The sequence below is a fragment of the Pseudorhizobium marinum genome, assembly GCF_000705355.1.
Classification (GTDB): domain Bacteria; phylum Pseudomonadota; class Alphaproteobacteria; order Rhizobiales; family Rhizobiaceae; genus Neorhizobium; species Neorhizobium pelagicum.
Map to the genome: position 1 here is coordinate 18,730 of NZ_JMQK01000004.1, position 20,010 is coordinate 38,739.

Here is a 20,010-nt window from a genome sequence, read left to right on the forward strand (position 1 = left end):
TTTGGCGACCGGATACTGGCGATTTGCGGACGGATCGCAACGTGCCGATCGATCAGGTCGCCCGCGTTTAGATACCCGGTTCGATCTGCTCATAGATCCCACGCGCAATGGGGAGAAGCTCCTCACGTGTCACTGGCCCGCTCACGACATAGCCCATGGAGCGATCCCGCCACAGGAAGGCGGACACACCATCTTCTTCGACAAACCGGAAGGCCGTGTCCTCGGTCTCGTCTGTCTTGATGTACAGTGTCAGACGCAAGCCGCCTTCGGAATCATACATCAACATGGCTGCAGGTCCCGTGGTTCCAGGCAGAAGGCGCCCCCCCATCAGGCGATAGCCAAAGGCTGACAGATCGGGAGCCGCAATGTCCGAACGCAGTCTCTTCGAGAGCCATTGAACGAGATGCGCCTCTTCATCCGCCCCGACTTCTACCGGATGGGCGACCTCCACCACATAGGTGCGATAGGCAGCGATGGCATCGTCGGCCATCCGCACGGATCGTGCTGGCGAGGCGGGAAGCGTCGTCAGCACATCCTTCGCCGTCCAGCCTCCAGCCCCGCCAACGACCAGGATGGCGACGGCTGCTACCGCGTTGCGCAGAGTGGACACACGTCGAGAGCGAATGCCTGCCCTTATATTGGAAATACGCAAACGAGCGGGAATGGGCTCATCTGCCTTGAACTTCAGCCGTTCCCGCAGATCCTCGGTCAATCCACGATCACGCTCAAGGCTTGCAGCGACATCCGGATGAGATCGAAGGAACTGCTCGACGGCTTCACGACGATCGGGGGCAAGCCTATTGTCGGCATAGGCCTGGAGATCATCTTCGCCGATGGGAAATGGTGAGCTTGAGCCGGCGGATGTCATTTCACCCTCCTCAGCCCGGGACGTACGCCGTCGTCGATGAAACGGCGCAGTTTTTCTCGAGCGCGGGACAGGCGGGACATCACTGTGCCGATCGGCAATCCGGTCACCCTGGACGTTTCCTCGTAACTCAAGTCTTCAACACCAACCAATAGCAGCACGCTTCTTTGCTCTTCGCTCAGCATGTCAAGAGCGGTGAGCACGTCCCTTGCATACGCAACTTCACCTTGTCCACCTTCGACGGAAGGCTGCTGCGTCAGTTCGTCAAAGGTGACATGGATACCACGCCGGCCCAGCTGACGCATGGCCGAAAGGTGATGGTTTCGCAATATGGCATAAAGCCACGCGCGCAAGTCTCCGTCGGTACGTCGCAGGTGCCAGCGTGATACCGCACGTTCCAGGCAATCCTGGACGAGATCGTCCGCAGCGTCGCCATTGCGCACCAGCGAATAGGCATAGCGCCTAAGCCCCGGGATCAGCGGTTCGACACAGCGTGCGATCTCGTCCTCGCGCATGGAAGCGTCTGCCTTATTTCAAAAGAGCCGGATCGATCTGCCAGATTTCATCCGTAAGCTTGCCGTCGCGATACACGAGCACGTAGCGCACCGGGATCTTGTCCTTGCCTTCGAAGACGACGTTGGCGGTGACGGTTGCGCCCTTCGGGTTCATCGCCTCGACGACGTCGGTGGTCTTGGCCTTGAGCTTCGGCTGGGCCTTGGCGAACTTGCCCCAGACTGAAGCGATCTCGCCTCCATGGTACGTACCGTCGAGCGGACCGCCGATCCAGTGCAGCGTGGCACCTTCGGCATATTCCTTCGAAACGGTCGCGGTATCACCTGCTGCGATGGCGGCGATGCGCGCCTCCGCCATTTCCATGGCAGGTCCCGCGTGGGCTGCAACAGCGGTAACCAGTGTGAATGCAGTGCCGATCATAAGATTTTTCATCGAAGCGTCTTTCCTTTCAGGAGTGATGACACTGCCGAGACGCTATGAACGTCCGTTTATTCCAGCGCTGGTCAATTATTTTTTTGATGTGGCAAGGGGAATATTGGACCCGCCTCGGCGTCTCTTGATGGACACCGGCCGACATTTCCGTCGGCACTGTCAGGAAATGACGAGGAACTCAACATGCAGACACTCTCCTGTTATGCGGCCATCGTGCTCGCAGCCACTGCAACCTTCGCGCATGCGGAAGGGCAGGTGTCCTACGATCCCTCCATCCAGCACCAGCCGAAAGACAATGTCGTCCGTCTCTATGGCGCAGGTGGTCCGCACACCGCCTTTCAGAAGGTTGCCGATCTCTGGATGAAGAAGACCGGCGACAAGGTCGAGATTACTGCCGGTCCGGAGGCGAGCTGGTCGAAAAAGGCGCAAGCCGATGCCGATATCATCTGGGGGACCGCAGAACATGCGATGACCGCCTTCCTGCAGACCTACAGAACCTTCTCCTCGGACCAGGTCCTCCCGATCTACATTCGCCCTACCGTCATTGCCGTCCAGAAAGGCAACCCCAAGCAGATCCACAGCTTCGAGGATCTCCTGAAAGACGGCATCAAGATCGTGGTGACCGAGGGGGCAGGCGTGGCCAATACCTCCGGTACCGGGACCTGGGAAGATGTTGCAGGGCGTCTGGGCAGTCTTTCGGACGTTCGGGCATTTCGCAAGAACATCGTGGCGTTCTCCCCGGGCTCCGGCGCGAGCTTCAAGGCGTTTGCGGAGCTCGGGGCCGACGCATGGATCACCTGGCCGAACTGGCCTGCCACGAAATCCGATGTGCTTGAAGAAGTTCCGATCGCGAAAAAACGTCAGATCTGGCGTGACGTCAGCATCGCCGTTGCACCGGACGCAGACCAGCAAGCGCACGACTTTGCTGCTTTCCTGGAAACACCCGAAGCAGCGGAACTGATGAAAACCGAAGGCTGGACAAGATAGGCCGAACTCGCCTGACCCAGCCCCAGGTCTCCTCCGGCATTGGGTGCCAGAGGCTTTCGCATCAGAAATCGTTCACAGAGGTCACTTTCATGCAGCCAATGATCGGTGAAACCGAAATACGCGAAGAGAGCACTCCGGTCCGCCGCGGTGCCGAGGAATTCGATTTCATCGTCTGTGGCGCCGGCTCCAGCGGGTCCGTTGCGGCGGCCCGGCTTGCCGAATGCGGGGGCGTGCGCGTGCTGCTGCTCGAAGCAGGAGAAGACGACGATGCCGACAGCGTGCGGGAGCCGGCGCAGTGGCCGCTCAATCTTGGTTCATCGCGTGACTGGGGTTTCGTCGCACAGCCTGCCGCCACGCTTGAAGGTCGCCAGCTGCCCTTGAGCATGGGCAAAGGGCTGGGTGGCGGCTCGAGCATCAACGTCATGGTTTGGGCCAGAGGGCACAAAGAGGACTGGAACCATTTTGCGGCCGAGGCGGGTGACGATGCCTGGGGTTACGAATCCGTTCTCGGCTATTATCGCCGAATCGAAGACTGGCGCGGGGCGCCCGATCCTGTCCGCCGGGGCGTGGGAGGTCCGGTCCACGTCGCTCAACCCGATGCGCCGCAACCGATCGCCCGCGCCATGATCCAGTCCGCAGAAGCGTTGGGCATCCCGGTATTCGACAACCCGAACGGCGCGATGATGGAAGCAGACGGCGGTGCCGCGATCGCGGAGCTACGGATACTCAACGGCAAGCGGCAATCCGTTTACCAGTCCTACGTCGCTCCGCTTGCGACGAGACGGAACCTGACGATCATCACGGGTGCACTGGTCTCCCGCCTGCTCTTCGACGGCAAGAGGGTGGTTGGTGTCGAGGTCCTGGTCGATGGACAGCGCCGGCATTTCAAGGCCCAGTTCGAAACCATCCTTTCGCTCGGTGCCGTGAACACGCCGAAGGTGCTCATGCAGTCCGGCATTGGTCCGGAGGATGAGCTCTCGGCACACGGAATTCCTGTCGTCCAGCATCTCCCCGGCGTGGGAAGAAATCACCAGGACCATATCGCCTTCGGCTGCACCTGGGCCTACCGCAAGCCCGAAGCCGTGGGAGGCGGAGGCTGCGAGGCGAAGCTCTATTGGAAGAGCGATTCCCGTCTCGTTCAGCCGGATATCCTTCAGTGCCAGCTGGAATTTCCTGTTCCGTCACCCGCCGAGACGGGATTGGAAACGCCCGAACATGGCTGGACGATGTTTGCAGGACTGGCGCAGCCGAAAAGCCGGGGCCGGCTCAGGCTTTCCGGCCCGGGCGTGAACGATGCGGTCCTGATCGAGCCCAATCCCCTCAGCGAGCCGGAGGATATGGCTGCGGCCATCGCGGCTGTCGAACTTTGCCGGGAGCTGGGCAATGGTGCGGCTTTCACCCCGCTCGTGAGTGGCGAAACGGCCCCTGCGACGCGGGACCGAAAAGGCCTTGTCGAGTTCATCCGCCGGTCGGCAGTGACATACTGGCATCAGTCCTGTACGGCCAAAATGGGTCGGGACAGCATGTCGGTCGTTGACAACGAACTTAAGGTTTATGGCATCAAGGGACTGCGTATCGCGGATGCGTCGATCATGCCGCGGATCCCCACGGGCAATATCATGGCGCCGTGCGTTGTCATCGGCGAAAGGGTGGCGGACATGATCCGCGCCCAGCATGAGCTCTGACAGGGCTGCGTCGGAGGCAACCGATGGCCGACGCGCCAAACGCGTCTGACGTTGAAGACGGCGTCCGAGACGTGCGGCCAAGCGCTCACCCTGCAAAATGCCGGGCGGGTGGCTGCGTCCCTCCTTTTGATCTCGTGATCTCCTGATCGGCCGGGTTGGGCGATAAGTGCAGTCGAGCGTGATCACGTCCATTGGCTCCGGAGAATATTCGTCCGGACATCTTAGGATGCTGCTTACCGTCGCCGCACGGCAAGAATAGATCGAAGCACTGGCCGATACCCTCTGCCAGTTCGGGCTGAAATGATCGAAGCCCGGCAGAGCAGGGTCGGCTTCACTGCTCCTCACAGCACATAGACCAGGGACAGGCGGATTTGAAATCTCGTTGATCGAGGTCTCAGGATGGCCCCGCTGGCCTGATCCTCGTCGGACCGGTCGATGAGAGAAGACAAACGTCCCAAAAAAAGTTCCAGGCGACAAGAGCGAACGGCGACCGGCCGCTAGGTTCGGGTCATCCGATCAGCAGGAAAGCACGCAATGGATCAGAAACACCAAATTCTGTTGTCACGCAGGCAGGCCATGCTTGCGGGAGCCACCCTTTCACTGGCAACGACGCTCCCGGTCTTTGCCTCGGAAACCTCAACTCAACTCCAAAGCCAAGGAACGACAGCAATGACCGAGACCTTCGTAACAACCAAGGACGGCGTCGAGATCTTCTACAAGGACTGGGGCCCGAAAGACGCCCAGCCGATCGTTTTCCATCACGGCTGGCCGCTTTCCTCGGACGACTGGGACGCGCAGATGCTCTTCTTCGTCCTCAACGGCTACCGCGTCGTCGCCCATGACCGTCGTGGCCATGGCCGGTCGCAGCAGGTGAGCGACGGACACGATCTCGACCACTACGCCGCCGATGCCTCGGCTGTCTTCGAAAAGCTTGACCTCCACAACGCGGTTCACATCGGCCACTCCACCGGCGGCGGCGAAGTGGCGCGCTATGTGGCGAACTTCGGTGAGCCGCAGGGCCGTGTCGCCAAGGCCGTTCTGGTCAGCGCCATTCCGCCGATCATGGTGAAGACCGCCGCCTATCCCGGCGGCCTTCCGATCGAGGTGTTCGACGGCTTCCGTTCGGCGCTGGCGGCCAACCGTGCCCAGTTCTTCCGCGATGTGCCAGCTGGCCCGTTCTACGGCTTCAACCGGCCGGATGCCAAGGTCTATCCCGCCGTTGTCGACAACTGGTGGCGTCAAGGCATGATGGGCAGTGCCAAGGCCCATTACGACGGCATCAAGGCCTTCTCGGAAACCGACCAGACCGAGGACCTCAAGAAGATCACCGTGCCCACGCTCGTGATGCACGGCGCCGACGACCAGATCGTCCCGATTGCCGCCTCGGCGGAATTGTCGGTCAAGCTGCTCAAGAACGGCACGCTGAAGGTCTACGAGGGCTTCTCGCACGGGATGCTGACCGTCAACGCCGAAGTCATCAACCCTGACCTGCTGGCCTTTGTGAAGAGCTGAGACAGGAACATCTCGACAAGGCCGCCGCCTCATCCGCGGCGGCCTTGTCGCGTTTGCAGTCGGCTCGAGCAGGCCACGTCCAGAGACCCCCGGCTGAAAGGCTTCAGGCCCTTAACCTTCCTCCATGCGGCAACCATACCAACGTATATCAGGTTAGCACTGCTGGCTGACGCCAGGCGATATACGTACAATTTCTTTCGGCAGCGGTTCGCCCGAAGATTTCTCCATCAGGTACAACCAGATGGGGATCGTCATGTCCGCACTTTCGTTTCAGATCGATAAAAGCAACCACCGAACGGCCCCCGGCGTGGTCACGGCCGCATCACACCAGCAAGTTACACGATTGCTCGCCCATGCGATGTCCCTCGTCGAGCGCGACCATGAAGGTGCCATGGAATTTGTGCGGCGGGCATCCGCTCTCGCGGGCCGTGCCGGCGGCGTCGACGAGAATGCTGCGGTCGCGACGCGTGGTGGACTGGCGCCATGGCAGGCCAACCGAGTGAGGCGTCACATCGAAACGGAATATGCCGGTCGCATAAGCCTCGACGAGCTGGCTCGAATGACCCGCCTCAGCAACAGCTATTTCTCCGCTGCATTCCGGGTGAGTTTCGGGACATCGCCGCACGACTACATCTGCCGTCGTCGCATCGACCAGGCCAAGCATCTGATGATCACCACAGAGACACCGCTTTCAGAGATTGCCCTCGATTGCGGCTTCGCCGATCAATCCCATCTCTCCCGTGTCTTCCGTCGTCTCACAGGACATACACCGGCCGCATGGCGGCGTGTCATGCGGCTTGCCTGATCTTCTCGGCAGGCCATTGAAGCATCCGCGGCCTTCGCCCTCATCAGGACGACCTTCCGGCCTCATGAGAGTGATCCGAAGGGGCTGCTGCAGCGCCCGGTGTAGAACGGTTCTGCGCCAGGCCAGTTTGTCTTGAAAGGCTTAAGTCGCAGGTCGGCTACAGAACTTGGCCGTAGGTGCCCATGGAAGCCAATACACAGACACAAAGATGGGAGCCGCGGAGCCAAGAGGTTGTTGCGAGCCTTGTTAGCCTTGCGCAAGGTCTCGCTTGTGGGTTTCAGGCAGAATGAACCAAAGAATGCCAAAGCAGAAAAGGCTGACAACACTCAGATACCAGGCCGGGGCGTTGGGATCTCCGGTGACGTACACCAGAGTCGCGCTAATCAACGGGCTGGGACCTGCAAGCGCAGCCAGTGAAAGATTGTGACCGAGTGCGGCGCTTGAGGAACGGGTCGACGCTGGAAAAACCTCGACCAACAATACGACGTTCATGACAGCAGCGACGGAGACCAGGATGCCCAGCACCGTCAAGGCGACAAGGATAAGGAAGGTGTTTGCGGTGTTGAGGATCAGAAACAGCGGGTAGGCATACAGGGACAATGCGGCAGCGGCAGCCAGTGCCAATGGACGCCGCCCGATCCTGTCGCTCAGGCTGCCGAACAAGGAGTTCGCGGGTAAGGAAATCGCGAGCGCCAGCCCGCATAGCCAAAGCGATGTTGACCGCGAGAGGCCAACGGTGGTGGACAGATGGCTGCTCGCGTAAACAATCAGGTAGTACAAGGAGACACCGAACAACGATGAGAACGCGAAACTGGTTGCCAGGTTCGTCCATCTTCCACCGATTGCCGCCTGCTCGGATTGCGCGCGACGTCTGCCCTCTACCGCCTGGAAGACCGGTGTCTCAATGAGTTGGCGCCGAATATACATCCCCAAACCCGCCAGAACCACGGAGCCGATGAATGGCACTCGCCAGCCCCAGGTCATCATCGCGTCGTCGTCCAGAAGCCAGGACAAACTGGCCGCTACGGCGATCCCCGCAATGAAGGCAGAACTTGCTGTCGTCGTGATCAGACTTGCCGCCAATCCTCGTCGATCAGGACGCGCACTCTCCACGATATAGATCCCGGCGCTCGACCACTCACCACCAACCATCATCCCCTGCAGAAACCGCAGGATGGAGAGAAGAACTGGGGCGGCCAATCCAATCGTTGCGTAGCCGGGAAGCAGGCCGATCAGCCCCGTCACCACGCCCATTCCTGAAATGGTCAAAGCGAGAACCGCTTTCCGGCCAAACCTGTCACCCATCGGACCGAACACGAGTGCTCCGAGGGGACGCGAGATGAAACCCACGGCGAAGACAGCAAAGGAGGAAATCAGAGCGATGCCGGGCGCTGCAGGCGGGAAGAAAACCTGGCCAATGATGCCTGCGAAGTAGCCGTAGATCGCAAAATCAAACCATTCGATGAAGTTGCCGATGCCAACCGCGGCAAACTGTCTGCGTCGCGTGCGGTCACTGACGGCGGCGACCGTGGCGCTGTCGGCTAAATTGGGCGATCCTCTGAACAAGGCCTATCCTTCGAGCTGCATGCATCTTGGCGCATGCCGAAACCACACCGCAGTCCTGATCAGTCCAGGCGAGGTCACCTTATCAGGCTTTCTCAGGCCGATTGTCGCGGAGCAATAGCCGATTCAGGCGCGCCGGCAAACAGCCTCGACGGGTGTTGAATCTTGATTACGGGCGCTACCGCAACGTTTTAAGCTGCAATACCGGCGCCGCCTAGGGTGCAAGTGTTCCGTTCCACGAATGTAGGAGGGACAAATCCTTGACGGAACGTCCAGTATTCCGCACTGCCGAGGTCGGCCAAACTGCGAGATTTGGCTTTCAATGGCTGCGTTTATTTGGCATTAAGTTGCCGGATGTCCAAGACTTTTGGGTGTAGCGTTAGAGGATGCTGTGAGCGACAATTCGCCGATCATTTACATCATCGATGATGATGAATCGATTAGACGGTCTCTCGATAGCTTGTTTCGCTCGGTAGGCTTCAGCACCCGTACGTTCACCTCGGCTGCTGAGTTCCTGGCGGCCAAACGCTCGGATGGCGAAGGGTGCCTGGTCCTCGACATCCGCTTGCAAGGAACGAGCGGGCTCGACTTCCAAGAGCAGCTTGTTCAATCGGGCATCCTGTTGCCCGTCATCCTGATGACAGGGCACGGAGACATCCCGATGTCAGTGCGCGGAATGAAGGCAGGGGCAGTCGACTTTCTGACGAAACCGTTCCGCGATCAGGACATGCTTGACGCTGTCGCCTCGGCGCTCAAGCTCGATCGCACGCGCCGTGCGGGACAAGGTCAAATTGCCGATATCCAGGTTCGCTTTCAAACCCTTTCGAGCAGAGAGCAACAGGTCATGCTGATGGTGACGAAAGGTCTGTTGAACAAGCAGGTGGCGGGGGATTTGGGCATCAGTGAAATCACCGTGAAGATCCACCGCAGCGCCGCCATGCGCAAAATGGGTGCCCGCACCCTTCCAGATCTGGTGCGGATGGCGGATGCTCTTCATAAACAGGGACTGCCGAACACCGCTAACACTACCGTATGATTTCTTACGCGGGTCGATCGTGCGAAGAGAGAGGGTAAATAACCCGCTTCGCCAAGAAGGCCAGAGACGATGCCGCCGCATACGGACGTGCTGATTGCGATAATAGATGACGACGATTCGTTTCGCACGGCGATGGGCGGACTGATCAGGTCGCTCGGCTATAAGGCTGCCGGCTTTTCGTCTGCGGAGGCATTTCTGGATGCGCGCAGCGACTGCCATGCTGACTGCCTCGTCTCTGATATCCAGATGCTTGGCATGTCGGGCATCGAGATGAAACAGACACTCAACCGGGATGGAGATACGGTCCCGGTCATCTTCGTGACAGCACAGACGGATGCCGTTCTCAGTCGGCGCGTCGACGAATGTGGCGGCCTGCTATTGCTACACAAGCCCTTCGACGGGCAACACTTGATCGACGGGATTCATCGGGCTCTGGACCGGTTTCCGCAATCCAACTGAAGACAGGCTCGGGCCGCGACATTGTCCGGCCGCTCCAGATCTCAGGACGTGCGTTCTTGTCGACGCCTCACAAGCGTATCCGCATATGAAATTCATAAGCCGCCCGCGACACTAGACCGCCGGACCGTGGAAGGCGTGCTTGCACCGCCACGGTCTCGAATAACGCGCTTCTATTGGATTTCCGGAGGTACGACACGCAATGTTGGGATTGGAATGGGCTCGCCCTCACCGAACGGTCCCGGCGTATGGTTTTCGATCGGAGGAAGTGATTGGAGGTAGGCTGCAATCGCTTCCAGATCCTGCGTCTTCACTTTTGCCAGTTCGGGCCAGGGCATTATCGTGGATAATATGCGCCCATCAGGCCTTTCTCCGGTTCGCAGCGCATGTACGATCTCAGGACGCGTCCAATTTCCAATCCCTGTCTCCTTGCTTGGCGTGATGTTCGGGCCCACCACGGTCCCTTGCATGGGAACCTGGAAGCCGACATCCGATCCGGCAAGCTTCTTCGTCTGGTCGCGCTGACCCAGGAAGTGGCCTGGGGTATGGCAATGTTCACAGCTGCCCAGATTGACCAGATAGGCGCCTCGGGCAACGAGAGACGAAGTTGACTGTGCTAGAACAGGGAATGGCATTGAAACAGAAGTGGCGACCAGGGCTGCTGTCGCCAGTCTGCAGATGGCGGCAATCATGCTTGCGGGCTTGTACATAATGAACTCCTCATTGTAATCGCGTGCGGGAACTGCCTCCCAAGCAGGTGGCTGCTTGGGCGCGGGCCGCGGTGATACGAGGAGCTGGTCGCTCGCCTATGTCGAAATCACGCTGCTTTGTTTCGACCGAAATACAACAATGTTGAAAGCCTGCGCTCGTCACGCATTTCTGAGGCGCGGGGCTGCCAGGCAACTTGAACAACTTCTTCCAGTTGCAGATCCTACAATGTATAGCTCTGGCGAGCTCGATGACGACGAGAACAATCAGGGTTGCGGGACGAACAGGCGTGAGTACAAGGCCGGACGACTTTGGCGTCTTCGACATGCTGGACGATGCTGTCATCGTTCGCGACATGGACGGGATCATTCTGGCGTGGAACCGAGCAGCGGAGCAGCTGTATGGAGTCTCGCAAGAAGGCGCGATCGGCAGGTCCGTCAATCATCTGTTCGAGGCCGAGGTTGATGGCATCCTTCTCGCCGCCAAGGCCGAGCTTGCAGCCACATGCGAGTGGGACGGCCGCATCCATCGCCAGAGAAAGGGCAGTCCACAGGTAGTGCCGGTAGCGGCGAAGGCACGTATCCTGAGAGATACGGACGGCTCGCCGTCAACAGTGATTGAAGTCACCAAGCGGGACGCGGCATGCGAGATCGGGAAAAACGCTCCGACCTTAGCTCGACTGCTTTCCGCAACGGGGACAGAGATTTTCGAACTCGATCTATCGTCGGTCGCACAGCGGATCGAGGATCAAGATGGTCTGGCCCATGGAGGCGACCTTCTTTCAGGTGATCGGGATCTCGTGCGGCAGGTCATGTCCGAGACGAAAATTGTGTCGGTCCTGTTCGATTGGAACGAAAGCTCGAGCCCCGCGCCGTCATCTTCCGAACTGGTCGGCGACAATATTCTATCGATCTGGCCGGAAGAAAGCGCAGGAGCGTTCGTTCAGGCGAGCCGTGCTGCGCTGCTGAGCGACAGCGCTGCGTCCAGCGAATGCCGAATGCTGCGCGATGGGACGATGTACCACGCCCAGATTACCTCGGTACCATCCGTCAGTGCCGACGGCCGGAAAAGTCTCATCGTCGGCATCAGAGACTTGTCCGCCGAGAAGGAGGCATACAACCGTCTTGAGGCCAGCGAGAGGAGGTTCCGGCATCTCTTCCAGTATATGCCGATCGGGCTGACGCAGGTGAATGCGGCAGGACTTGTCGGACGGTTTCAGGAGTTGCGCAGACAAGGGGTGGAGGACCTGTCGCGCTATATCGATGATCATCCGGAATTCCTGGAGGAAGCGATTGAAGATATGCATGTGGAGGAGGTCAACGAATACAATCTGGCGATGTTCGGTGCCACTTCCGTAGAGGAAATGAGGGGTCCGATTACCCGGTATTGGCGCAATGGGATGGATACCATTCGCAGATCACTGGAGGCCCGATACCGCGGCGAGCACTTCTTCAAGGAAGAAGTGAAGATTACGCGTATGGACGGTTCCGTCGCCGACGTTCTTTACGTTGCCAGCAGGCATGGAAGCATGCCGGACAGAAGCCTCGTTGGATTCTTCGATATCAGTGATCGCAAGCGGGCCGAGGAAGCGCTCCGTCGCAGCGAACGCCGCTATCAGGATCTGTTCCAGGCGATGAGTGTCTCCTTCTGGGAGCTCGATCTTACCGACGCAAACGATTATCTCGAGCTGCCCATCTTTTCAGGCACAGAGGATTTGAAGGAGCACTTCGGGCACGACGGCCAGGGAGTGGCGCAGATCCTCCAGACTACTCGCGTTGTCGACGTGAATGATTCAACGCTCAAACTATTCGGGGGAGCAGGCAAGGCAGAGCTGATCGGGACAATAGACCGGTTCTGGACCGAGGAAGCTTGGGCCGACTGCGCTACCGCGATCGCATGTGTGCTTAAAAGCGGCGTGAGCACGACCATCGAGACACGACTTCGGCGCTTGGACGGCAGTGAATTCGATGCGCAGTTCACCTTATGGATTGCAGCCGACGACAAGCGAAGGGGCCTGGCTGCGGTGGCGGATATCAGCGGGCGGGTGAGGGCGTACAATCAGCTAGAGCAGAGCGAACAGCGTTACCGCGACCTCTTTCAGCATATTCCGATCCCCGTCTTGCAGGTCAACTCCGGTCCGCTTCTGGAACAGATCCGCGTGCTGAAGGAATCCGGTGTCGATGATTTCGATGGCTTTCTCACTTCCAATCCAGATTTCATCTGGACGGCTATGGAAGGAACGATGATCGAGCAGGCGAATGAGGCAGCCGTCAAGCTACTCGGCGCAACCACTGCCCAGGACCTTGAGGGGCCGATCACGCCTCTCTTCCGTGATCATCCGGAGATCTACGCCCGGCTCCTGCACAACCGATATAAGGCGGCTGCCAATTTCGAGGACGAGGTGAAATTGACGACGTTTGCTGGGGAGGTCAAAGAGGGCATTCTCACGGTTGCTTTCCCATCTGCGCTCGCAGCGCAGGGCATCACCTTGAATGCCTTCGTCGACACGACGGAAAAAAAGCAGGCCGAAAAGCGAATCCGCCAGATCGAGGCGGAGCATGCCCATGCTGCGCGTATCTCCATGTTGGGAGAGCTTACCGCATCGATTGCGCATGAAGTGAACCAGCCGCTTGCGGCCATCACCACCTATGGCGAGGCAGCGCTCCGCTGGCTCAGCCGACCGACCCCGGAGCTGTCCGAGGTTCATGAAATCGTGACACGAATTGTTTTGGACGCTCAGCGTGCATCAAGCGTGATTGCCCGCGTACGAAATATGGCATCGCGTCGAAACCCTGATCAGGAAGTGGTTCTCCTGGATGACGTGGTCGCGGAAGCTCTTCTCTTCCTGAAACATGAATTCCAGGCGTCGAAAGTAACGGTCCAGCATGTTCCCGCCCCAGGCGCAAAACCCGTTGCAGGCGATAGAACGCAGTTGCAACAGGTCATCGTCAATCTTGCTGTCAATGCCGTCCAAGCCATGAGTGGCAGTGATGGCCAATCCCGCGCCATCACCTTCAGGTCAGTCTGTGACACCTCCGTCGTGCGATGCTCCGTCGAGGATTCGGGACCCGGCATAACGGCGGAGAATGCACACCAGCTGTTCCAGAGCTTCTTTACGACCAAGAAGGACGGAATGGGCATGGGACTGCCCATCTGCCGTTCCATCGTTGAAGCGCACGGCGGGACGATTTCAGCGGATAATGAGAGCTCCCGCGGTGGCGCCCGTTTCAGCTTCGTTCTGCCATTGGCATCATGCAGCTAACGTCCAATGCCTGGTTTGGGCGGCCAGAACTCGACATTCATTTTCTGCAGCGCCAATGGCCTGCCTCTGGATCGACGCCAGCTACCTGGCGATCCCGCTACATGACACTTGAGACAATCGCCACGATGAGTGCCTGGGGGAGGAGGAGTTTACTCAGTCGTTCCATCGGTCTCGCCTGAAGCGCGCTTGTAAAAGCGGCGGATCGACAGGTGGGAGGAGCGAATGTCCAGATTGATTGCCCAGCGGGCCGCAGCTCGGTCGCGCCGCGCCACGGCGTCGATCGCGTCATCATGGATCCGGACGCCGATGTTGAAGATCCGCTCGAACATGGCCTCGTCCTTGCGGGCGGATGCAACGATCGGACCGGTGCGAAGCCAGAGTGTCGAGATGATGTCGAGCAGCTGGGGATAGCCGCCCGCCCGGTAAAGTTCGAAATGGAACGCCTGGTTGCCGGCAAGGGCGGCGTCGAAGTCGCGGACGACCAGCGCTTCCGCGATGCTCTCGTTGTGGCGCTTGAGACGATCGATCAGCGCCGGGTCCTTTGGGGCGCTTGCTGCTCGTTCAGCGGCATAACCCTCAAGCTGCATGCGGACCCGGATATAATTCTCATGATCCGACGCCAGATAGGGCGCCACGCGGAGCGTCCGCGGTCCTGACTGCTCGATGGCGCGTTCCGCGATCAGCCGCGCCAACGCTTCACGCACCGGCATCGGGCTGGTGCCGAAGATTTCAGCAAGAGCGCGAATAGATACCTGCTCGCCGGGGAGGAATTCTCCCTTCAGGAGGCCCAGCCTCAGGCTCTGATAGACGCGCTCCTGCACCGTCGTGACATCAACCGGCAGAAGAGTCCGGGAGCTTTTCGTCGTCGGGTCGAAGGTATCCAATGCGCCTGGCCTCTTTGTGCCGCTCGAAGGAGGTCGAGCGTCCGTCCGATGAACGGTGCCTCCGATCATCCAACCATCAGGCGTTCTACGTTCAATTCGCAAAGCAGACAACGGGGCTCTCCGCCCAGCGATCATGTGCCTTTCAGGTGTGATCACATATCTTATAACTTTACAGGGCTTGATTGGTGTGTTTACACTGGCGCCGTGCCAAGGAGGATCGGGGACTGATGCAGCCCTCGTAACGGCATATCGACGGACATCTCTGGGAGGAGAACAACATGAAACGTCTTGTTATGACCGCGGTTACGGTCGCATCGGCGCTTGGCGCCACCGCACTTCATGCCGAACCTTTGAAGATCGGGATCATCGAAAGCCTGTCGGGGGCGCAGACATCGACAGGTCGTCTGTACGCCAACGCCGTCAAATATGGTGTGGACCGGATCAACGAGGCCGGCGGCTTCAACGGCGAACCGGTCATCGTCACCGAGTACGACAATGCCGGCGGCGCCCCCGAGGCGGCCGACAAGTTCCGCAACGCCGTGGCCGATGGCGTGGACATCATCTTCCAGGGCGCTTCGTCCGCCATCGCGGGCCAGCTCACGGAAGACGTTCGCAAGCACAACCTTCGCAATCCCGGCGAGGAGGTGATCTTCATCAATCTCGGCGGCGACGCTATGGAGCTGACTGGTGAGAAGTGCCAATTCTACCATTTTCGCTATACCGCAACCGCACCGATGCGGGTGAATGCGCTGGTGAGCGCGATGAAAGAGGCGGGGGACCTGGGCGAGAAGGTCTATTCCATCAACCAGAACTATTCCTGGGGTCAGGACATGCAGGCGGCAGCGGCCGCGGCCGCAGAAACCGGCGGCTACGAGGTCGTCGATGAAGTCCTGCACGACGTGAACAAGATCCAGGACTTCGCGCCCTTCGTCGCACGGATCAGGGCGACCGGCGCCACGACGGTCTTCACCGGCAACTGGTCGAACGACCTGTTGCTGCTGATGAAGGCGGCCGGCGATGCCGGGCTCGACGTGACGTTCGCCACGGCCTTCCTCGATCAACCCGGCAACATCGCCAATGCCGGCAAGACGGCGCTGGGCCACTACATCGCCAACAATTACGACAATGCTGCCACCGACGGCGCGTTCGCCGAAACCTACAAGGCGGCAACGGGTCACTATCCCATCTTCGTCGAGGGACATTCCACCTTTGCGCTCGGCGCGCTTCAACAGGCGCTGGGTACGGTCGATTTTGGCGGCGGCGACATCGACGTGATCCAGATCGCGCTGGCGCTCGAGAATACCACCTACGAAACTCCGCTCGGCCCGATTTCGGTCCGCAAGGAGGACCACCAGACCATCCGTCCGGTGGTGGTTTCCAAGGTTGTCGAGAACCCGAAGTATCCCGCCGATGATACCACCATGGGCTTCGAGACGGTCAAGGTGATTGCCGGCGATCAGGCAATCTACCCGGTGCAGGACAGCTGCAAGATGCAGCGGCCTGAATAGACATAGCGCTCATCGATCCGGCCGCCGCGTCGCTGGCCGGATCATCGCCGCTGTCACCATCCTGGAAAAGCCATGGAATTCGCTCTTATCTCCACGCTGAACGGCGTGACCTATGGTCTTCTGCTGTTCATGGTCTCCGCCGGCCTGACACTCATCTTCGGCATGATGGGCGTATTGAACTTCGCGCATGCCTCGTTCTACATGCTGGGCGCCTATGTCGCCTATGCCGTGTCATCCGTCTTCGGCTTCTGGGTCGGGGTTCTGGTGGCACCGATCGTGGTGGGCATCATCGGGATGGCCATCGAGCGCTTTCTGTTGCCGCGGGTGCATGCCCACGGACACGCTCACGAGCTCCTGCTGACCTTCGGTCTGGCGCTGATGATCGAGGAGCTGATCAAGCTCTTCTTCGGTGATTTCCCGGTGAATTATCAGATGCCGGCCGCAATGCGGTTTTCCGCCTTCGAGATCTTCGGAGCAAATTACCCCTTCTACCGGCTGTTCATCGGCGCCGTGGCCGTGGTGATGTTCACCGCGCTGTGGGTGCTGCTGACACGGACACGCACGGGGATCGTCGTGCGCGCCGCCGAGCGCCTGCCTGCCATGGCTGAGGCGCTGGGTCACAATATCCCGATGGTCTTCATGTTCGTCTTCGGCACGGGCGCAGCGCTTGCGGGGCTGGCCGGGGCTGTCGCCGGGGCATTCTATCCGACCAATCCGAACATGGGACTGGAGCTCGGCGTCATCGTCTTTGTCGTGGTGGTCGTCGGCGGTCTCGGCTCGCTCAAGGGATCGCTGGTGGCTTCGCTGCTGATCGGGCTCTTCTCCTCCTTCGCCGTCGGCCTCGACTGGTCCCTGGCGGGCCTCTTCGGGTACGTGGGCCTTGGCGACTGGGCCCAATCGATCGGCGGCCTGATGACGCTGAAGCTGTCTTCGGTCAGCGCCACGATACCCTTCGCGCTGATGTTGATCGTCCTGCTGGTTCGCCCTGCCGGGCTCATGGGCGAGCGCAACTGAGATGGGATCCATGCGTAACATTCTTCTGCTTGTCACGGTGCTGGTTCTGCTGATCGGCATTCCACCCTTCCTTGGCCTCGGCTGGCAGAACGCGCTGGTCAACGTGCTGATTGCGAGCCTCTTTGCCCTGGCGTTCAACCTGCTGATGGGACAGGCAGGTCTGCTGTCCTTCGGGCATGCCGCCTATTTCGGGGTGGGAGCCTTTGCGGCGCTGCATCTGATGCGGGCCATCGAAGATGGCCTTGCCTTCCCGACGCCGCTCGTGCCGCTGGCCGGTGCGGCGACGGGTCTCCTGATCGGGCTTCTCGCCGGCTATTTCGCGACCATGCGCTCGGGCGTCTATTTTGCGCTGGTGACCTTGGCGATCGCCGAGCTGTTCCATTCGCTGGCGCCGCAGTTGCAGGGTCTCTTCGGTGGAGAGTCGGGTGTCTCGTCGATGCGGATGCCCTGGAGCGGAATCGTCTTCGGGTCGATGCTCGACGTCTATTATCTGACGCTGGCCTGGGTGCTGATCTGCGGCCTGGGTCTCTGGGCCTATACCCGCACACCCTTTGGCCGTTTGACTCTCGCCCTGCGCGACAACGAGCAGCGCGTGCGCTTCCTGGGCTACAGCGCCCACACCGCCAAGGTGATCATCTTCTCCATCTCCGCGATGCTTGCTGCCGTGGCGGGGTCACTGCAGGCCATCTCGAACGAAACGGCCAACTACTCGCTTTTCGCCAGCAGCGTCTCGGCCCAGGTCGTACTCCAGACCTTCGTCGGCGGTTCGACCATCTTCTTCGGGCCGGTGATCGGTGCCGCAGCCTTCACGCTTTTCTCGTTCCTGGTCTCCGACGTCACGCGCTCCTGGGTGTTTTATCAGGGCCTGATCTTCGTTCTGGTCATGCTCTATGCGCCGACCGGCATCGGAGGTGTCCTGGAGCACCATGTCCGCAATCGCGCCAGGCTCGATTGGGGCCGCCTTTTGCCTCACTACCTTCTGGCGTTGACCGGCGGCCTCCTCCTCGCAGTCGGGATCGTCTTCGTAACGGAAACGGTCGCGGTTCTCTTCGGCGAGGAATACGCGATGACGAGGCGGAACGCAGGCGACGGCCTCCCGGTCTATGAGCTCTTCGGCGCAACCTGGAACCCGGTCGGCGTGGTTACGTGGCTGCTGCCCGTCGTGTTGCTCATCGGCGGTGGGGCAATCCTCATCCGTGCCCGCCGACGGATCAGCGCGCTCTGGGACCGCGAGCACAAGAGGGACGCTGCAGAAGCGGAGCCTGCCTTGCTCGGAGGTGCGAAATGACTGCGATCGTGACGGGGCAGCCGGCGCTGCGACTTGCCGGAGTAACGAAGTCCTTCGGGCCGATCGAGGTGATCAAGGGGCTGGACCTCGACATCCGGGCCGGGGAGCGTCACGCGGTGATCGGTCCGAATGGCGCGGGCAAGTCGACGCTCTTCAACCTGATCTCCGGCATGTTCGCACCCTCTTCGGGAGAGATCTCTCTCAACGGACAGAGTATTGCCGGTTTGCCGCCCCACCGGATCAACCGCGCGGGCCTCGCCCGGTCGTTCCAGATCACCAATATCTTTCACCGTCTCAGCGTGTTCGAGAACCTCCGCATCGGCGTGCTCGCCCGCCATGGCGTTCGCTACGGCCTTTTCCGCTCCGTGGCCCGCATGCGGCAGGTCAACGAGGAGACGGCCGAAGTGCTGGCCCGGGTGGGCCTGGAGGCCCGGGGCCACGATCTTGCAGGCGATCTCACCTATTCCGAGCAGAGGGCGCTGGAGATCGGCATGACCCTGACCACGGGCGCCGAGGTGATCCTTCTGGACGAGCCGACCGCCGGCATGTCGCGGGAGGAAACTGAAAAGGCGATCGATCTGATCCGTACGGTTACACAAGGCAAGACGCTTCTGATGGTCGAGCACGACATGGGCGTCGTGTTCCGATTGTGCGATCGGGTCTCGGTGCTGGTCTATGGAGATATCATTGCGACGGACACGCCGGAGCGGATCAGCGCAAATCGCGAGGTGCAGGAAGCCTATCTGGGCGAGGAGGTGTCGTGAGCTTGCTGGAAGTAAAGGGACTGCACGCGCACTATGGCAAGAGCCACATCCTGCACGGCATCGACATGGACGTGCCGGAATCGGCCATCGTCTCGCTGCTGGGACGCAACGGTTCCGGCCGTTCGACGCTGCTGAAGGCAGTGATGGGACTTGTCCCCCCGACCGCCGGGACGGTGACGCTTGCCGGGCACTCGCTTGCCGGGATGCGCCCCTACAGCATCTGCCGGCAGGGCATCGGCTATGTTCCCGAGGAACGGCTCGTCTTCCCGAACCTGACGGTGGAGGAGAACCTCGCCATGGGCATGCAGCAGGGTGCTACCGGCACGCACCGCTGGACCGTCGACGAGATGTACGACTACTTCCCCCGCCTGAAGGAGCGGCGCGCGATCCGCGCCGGCTATCTGTCGGGCGGTGAACAGCAGATGCTGACCATCTGCCGGTCGCTGCTGGGCAACCCCCGTGTGCTGCTGATCGACGAACCGACCGAAGGACTGGCTCCCCGGATCGTCGAGGTGGTGATGGAGGTCATTCTCGACATCGGTCGTCGCGGTGTCGCGGTGATGCTGGTCGAGCAGAAATTGACCATCGCCCTCAAGGTGGCCCAGCAGGTCATGGTCATGGGACACGGCGAGCTGGTCTTCCGCGGCACGCCGGAGGAACTCGAGGCCGCCCCCGAAGTGCGCCGCAACTGGCTCGAGGTGGCGTGACATGATCATCGACTCAGAAAT

The 20,010-nt window shown here is 60.2% G+C and carries 18 protein-coding genes; 12 read left to right on the top strand and 6 right to left on the bottom strand.

Going from position 1 to position 20,010, the window contains the following annotated elements; all coding sequences use genetic code 11:
• Positions 1-67: 67 nt before the first annotated feature.
• From EO99_RS0105825 to EO99_RS0105835, 3 genes are read right to left on the bottom strand one after another with little or no spacing between them, the layout of a single operon-like run.
• Positions 68-868: an anti-sigma factor family protein gene (locus tag EO99_RS0105825; protein ID WP_029617703.1), complete on the bottom strand. Its 801-nt coding sequence runs from the start codon at positions 866-868 to the stop codon at positions 68-70.
• Entirely contained in the window at positions 865-1,380 is a 516-nt protein-coding gene (locus tag EO99_RS0105830; protein WP_029617704.1) for an RNA polymerase sigma factor, read from the bottom strand. The genes EO99_RS0105825 and EO99_RS0105830 overlap by 4 nt, the downstream gene beginning before the upstream one ends.
• 13 nt (positions 1,381-1,393) lie before the next feature.
• The gene (locus tag EO99_RS0105835; RefSeq protein ID WP_029617705.1) at positions 1,394-1,810 is read right to left on the bottom strand and encodes a nuclear transport factor 2 family protein; all 417 of its coding nucleotides are present in this window, start codon (positions 1,808-1,810) and stop codon (positions 1,394-1,396) included.
• Between the two features lie 183 nt (positions 1,811-1,993).
• Between EO99_RS0105835 and EO99_RS0105840 the strand changes: the two genes are divergently transcribed.
• From EO99_RS0105840 to EO99_RS26210, 4 genes are all read left to right on the top strand, one after another.
• Entirely contained in the window at positions 1,994-2,797 is an 804-nt protein-coding gene (locus EO99_RS0105840; RefSeq protein ID WP_029617706.1) for a substrate-binding domain-containing protein, read from the top strand.
• A 98-nt stretch (positions 2,798-2,895) separates the two neighbouring features.
• The gene (locus EO99_RS0105845; protein ID WP_029617707.1) at positions 2,896-4,482 is read left to right on the top strand and encodes a GMC family oxidoreductase; all 1,587 of its coding nucleotides are present in this window, start codon (positions 2,896-2,898) and stop codon (positions 4,480-4,482) included.
• 669 nt (positions 4,483-5,151) lie between these two features.
• Complete coding sequence (locus EO99_RS0105850; protein ID WP_408002862.1) at positions 5,152-5,994, top strand: alpha/beta fold hydrolase; 843 nt, start codon at positions 5,152-5,154, stop codon at positions 5,992-5,994.
• Between the two features lie 253 nt (positions 5,995-6,247).
• On the top strand, positions 6,248-6,799 hold the full coding sequence (locus tag EO99_RS26210) for a helix-turn-helix transcriptional regulator (RefSeq protein ID WP_029617709.1): 552 nt from the start codon (positions 6,248-6,250) through the stop codon (positions 6,797-6,799).
• Positions 6,800-7,045: 246 nt separating this feature from the next.
• Here the strand turns inward: EO99_RS26210 and EO99_RS0105860 are convergent, their stop codons facing one another.
• Positions 7,046-8,365 (bottom strand): MFS transporter, encoded by a 1,320-nt coding sequence (locus EO99_RS0105860; RefSeq protein ID WP_029617710.1) that lies wholly within the window; start codon positions 8,363-8,365, stop codon positions 7,046-7,048.
• Positions 8,366-8,753: 388 nt separating this feature from the next.
• Here EO99_RS0105860 and EO99_RS0105865 point away from each other — a divergent pair, with 388 nt between their 5' ends.
• Positions 8,754-9,398 (top strand): response regulator transcription factor, encoded by a 645-nt coding sequence (locus EO99_RS0105865; RefSeq protein ID WP_037111265.1) that lies wholly within the window; start codon positions 8,754-8,756, stop codon positions 9,396-9,398.
• A 69-nt stretch (positions 9,399-9,467) separates the two neighbouring features.
• Positions 9,468-9,857 (top strand): response regulator transcription factor, encoded by a 390-nt coding sequence (locus EO99_RS0105870; protein ID WP_029617712.1) that lies wholly within the window; start codon positions 9,468-9,470, stop codon positions 9,855-9,857.
• A gap of 170 nt (positions 9,858-10,027) precedes the next feature.
• On the opposite strand, the gene EO99_RS26595 is transcribed toward EO99_RS0105870, so the two are convergent.
• On the bottom strand, positions 10,028-10,564 hold the full coding sequence (locus EO99_RS26595) for a c-type cytochrome (protein ID WP_235776768.1): 537 nt from the start codon (positions 10,562-10,564) through the stop codon (positions 10,028-10,030).
• 248 nt (positions 10,565-10,812) lie between these two features.
• Between EO99_RS26595 and EO99_RS26215 the strand changes: the two genes are divergently transcribed.
• A complete protein-coding gene (locus tag EO99_RS26215) occupies positions 10,813-13,824 on the top strand; it encodes a PAS domain S-box protein (protein ID WP_156034649.1) in 3,012 nt (1,003 codons plus the stop codon).
• A gap of 149 nt (positions 13,825-13,973) precedes the next feature.
• Here the strand turns inward: EO99_RS26215 and EO99_RS0105890 are convergent, their stop codons facing one another.
• Positions 13,974-14,708: a GntR family transcriptional regulator gene (locus tag EO99_RS0105890; protein ID WP_051679714.1), complete on the bottom strand. Its 735-nt coding sequence runs from the start codon at positions 14,706-14,708 to the stop codon at positions 13,974-13,976.
• Between the two features lie 278 nt (positions 14,709-14,986).
• Here EO99_RS0105890 and EO99_RS0105895 point away from each other — a divergent pair, with 278 nt between their 5' ends.
• From EO99_RS0105895 to EO99_RS0105915, 5 genes are all read left to right on the top strand, one after another.
• Positions 14,987-16,216, top strand: a complete 1,230-nt coding sequence (locus EO99_RS0105895) for a branched-chain amino acid ABC transporter substrate-binding protein (protein WP_029617714.1) — start codon at positions 14,987-14,989, stop codon at positions 16,214-16,216.
• A gap of 72 nt (positions 16,217-16,288) precedes the next feature.
• Positions 16,289-17,230: a branched-chain amino acid ABC transporter permease gene (locus EO99_RS0105900; protein WP_029617715.1), complete on the top strand. Its 942-nt coding sequence runs from the start codon at positions 16,289-16,291 to the stop codon at positions 17,228-17,230.
• A 1-nt stretch (position 17,231) separates the two neighbouring features.
• Positions 17,232-18,518: a branched-chain amino acid ABC transporter permease gene (locus EO99_RS0105905; RefSeq protein WP_051679715.1), complete on the top strand. Its 1,287-nt coding sequence runs from the start codon at positions 17,232-17,234 to the stop codon at positions 18,516-18,518.
• Positions 18,515-19,282, top strand: a complete 768-nt coding sequence (locus EO99_RS0105910) for an ABC transporter ATP-binding protein (RefSeq protein WP_029617717.1) — start codon at positions 18,515-18,517, stop codon at positions 19,280-19,282. Before EO99_RS0105905 ends, EO99_RS0105910 begins: the two co-directional genes overlap by 4 nt.
• Positions 19,279-19,989: an ABC transporter ATP-binding protein gene (locus tag EO99_RS0105915; RefSeq protein WP_029617718.1), complete on the top strand. Its 711-nt coding sequence runs from the start codon at positions 19,279-19,281 to the stop codon at positions 19,987-19,989. The genes EO99_RS0105910 and EO99_RS0105915 overlap by 4 nt, the downstream gene beginning before the upstream one ends.
• The last annotated feature ends 21 nt before the right edge of the window (positions 19,990-20,010 follow it).